A 2469-nucleotide genomic window follows, 5' to 3' on the forward strand; every position below is an offset into this window, starting at 1 on the left:
GGGTGGGGGCGGCAGGGGCGTGGGTGAGGTTGTGAGGGGGTGACGTTGATGGGATTTGTGCGTTGTTCGGTCTGGGTGACGGGTGGCCGCCGGTGTCGGGCGGGAATTCGTGGTCGTTTGGCCTTGGTGGGTTGGTGTTTGGGGCTGCGGGTGTGGGGTGGTTGCGTTGGGAGGGGTTTCCACCGGCGCCGCTTGTTGCGGGTGGGGGCGGCAGGGGCGTGGGTGAGGTTGTGTGGGGGGTGACGTTGATGGGATTTGTGCGTTGTTCGGTTTGGGTGACGGGTGGCCGCCGGTGTCGGGCGGGAACATGTGCGCGCTGCGGCGTCGGTGGTGACGTGGGGGGATCCGCGTCGCGGAGCGCTGGGGATGCCGGCGGAGGCGTCCGTGGGGGCGGGCGCCTCCGGCGGGCGTAGCGTTGGTTGGTGCTTTTTTGTGGGGCGGGGGTTACTGCACGGTTTGCGTTTCCGTGCAGGCCGGTGCCGGTGCCGGGAGGTCGCGGATCAGGACCGCGCCCTCGTCCGGGTCCGTCGCCACGAAGGCCAGGCCGGTCGTGACGCCCGGTTCCGGGGTGTACTCGATGTCCCAGCCGGCGATGCCGACTTCGGTCAGGGACCGCTCGGCGAGGACGCGGGCGTCGGCGACGGTCAGGCACAGACGGCTTGCCTCGGAGCCGCCGACCAGCCTGGCCAGGCGCCGCACCTGCTCGATCGTCGCGCCGTGGTAGGTCGCGGTGTTGTCGGGCACACCCATTTCCAAGGCGATGCACGCGTCCGGTGCGTCGAGATCCGCGGGCTTCGGCATCACCATCAGGCCGCCGTCTTCCTTCGCCGTGCACGCGACCAGAACCGGCACGGTCGCCGCGCCGGGCGCGGCGCTGCCCGGCAGGGACGTCCGGCGCGCGGTCTCGGTCATGTCCGGCCAGTACCGCGCGCACGCCTGCTCCGGGGTCTGCCCGGCCTCGATGTGCGCCCCGTACAGGAACTGCGGCTTGGCCGTGTACTCCCACGAACACGACGCCTGTGTCGGGAACTTGGGGCGCACCGGCGTGTCGTCGATCAGCACCGCGGCGGCGGTCGCCCCCGCGACCGCGAACACCGCGACGGGCGCACCGATGCGCCACCCCAGGCGCCTGCGCCGAGACGCGGCCGCTTCCGGGCGGTCGGCGCCCGCGCCCTCGAACTCGCGCAGGAGAACCGCGGACATCGCCTGTGCTCGGTCGTCCGGCATGCTGCGCTCGGCGGGCGCAGGCAACAGCGCGGCGAGTTCGGCGCGCTCCGTGGCGTCGATGTCGGTCGGGTTGTTCGTCATCGGAGATCCTTTCCGAGCCGGGAGGCGGCGGGGATTGGGCGGCCTGCGGGCCGCGCTGCGGGGACGGGGTACGGTGCGGCTTCGCCGGGCGAGGGCGGGGCGCCCTGCGCCTGCGGCCCGAGCATGCGCTTGAGCTTGGTGCGGGCTCGGGAGAGCCGGGAACGCACCGTGCCCACCGGTATGCCGAGCGCTTCGGCGGCCGAGGCGGAGTCGAGGCGCGCCCACACGCACAGCGCGAACACCTCGCGTTCCGATCGGCGCAGTTTCGCGAGCGATTGCCGGATCTTCGCGATGGTCTCGGTGTCGTCGATCCGCCCCACCAGGTCGTCGGCGAAGTCCGGCACCGTCTGGTCGCGCGGCATCCGGGCCAGCGCCGCTTCGTGCCGGCGGCCGGTGCGGCGGACGTTGCGCGCGACGTTCACGGCGATGCCCAGCAACCACGGACGCAGGGACCCGCCTTCGGCGTCGACCCGGTCGCGCAGCCGCCAGGCCTCCAGGAAGGTGAGGGCGACGACGTCCTCGGCCGCGGACCAGTCGCCGGTGGTTCGGAAGGCATGGTTGTAGACGGATTTGGCGTGCTCGGCGAACAGCACTTCGAAGGCGTACGGGTCACCGTCTCTGACCCGCGCTCGCATGTTCATCTCCACGCCCCTGAACTGTCCGCGGGCGCCCGACGCGCTCCCACGATGTGACCCGGGTCACGGAGTGGGTGGGTGAACGACCATCGTCCGCGACATTGCCGCCGGCGTCGGCTTTCCGGCGGCGTCGTTCACACGCGCACTGTCTCGCGGCCGATGTGCGAGGCCGGACGCCGGGGCCGGGCAGCACGGCGAGGCTCCCGATCTATCGGGGTGCGCCGGTGCCGAGTCCGAAGCGTTCGTACGGGCCCGTATGGGGCCCGAACGGCGGCGAAAGTGCCGCGGGGCGGTATCGGCGCGTAGTCGGACACGCACATGGCGCGCATCGCGCGGCCGAGTGGACAAGGGCGGCGACGCGCGGGTCGCGTCGGCGGCGCCGGGCGTGGGGGTGCCCGGCCCGGACCTGCCGGGGGCGGCGGGGAGTTCGCGGAGTCGGCGGTGCGGCTTCGACATGGGCTCGGACGTCTCGGGTCCGGTGCCGGTGGACCCGGGTGTTGTACATCGGTGGCCGCGCCCCCCGCAC

General features: G+C 72.8%; 2 protein-coding genes. Both read right to left on the bottom strand.

Going from position 1 to position 2469, the window contains the following annotated elements:
• Positions 1-444: 444 nt before the first annotated feature.
• A complete protein-coding gene (locus GT354_RS24710) occupies positions 445-1308 on the bottom strand; it encodes a hypothetical protein (RefSeq protein ID WP_161358575.1) in 864 nt (287 codons plus the stop codon).
• Complete coding sequence (locus GT354_RS24715) at positions 1305-1943, bottom strand: sigma-70 family RNA polymerase sigma factor (RefSeq protein WP_161358576.1); 639 nt, start codon at positions 1941-1943, stop codon at positions 1305-1307. The genes GT354_RS24710 and GT354_RS24715 overlap by 4 nt, the downstream gene beginning before the upstream one ends.
• Positions 1944-2469: the final 526 nt, after the last annotated feature.

Origin of the sequence: Streptomyces sp. SID3343, from assembly GCF_009865215.1 — a bacterium.
In the GTDB taxonomy this organism is placed as follows: domain Bacteria; phylum Actinomycetota; class Actinomycetes; order Streptomycetales; family Streptomycetaceae; genus Embleya.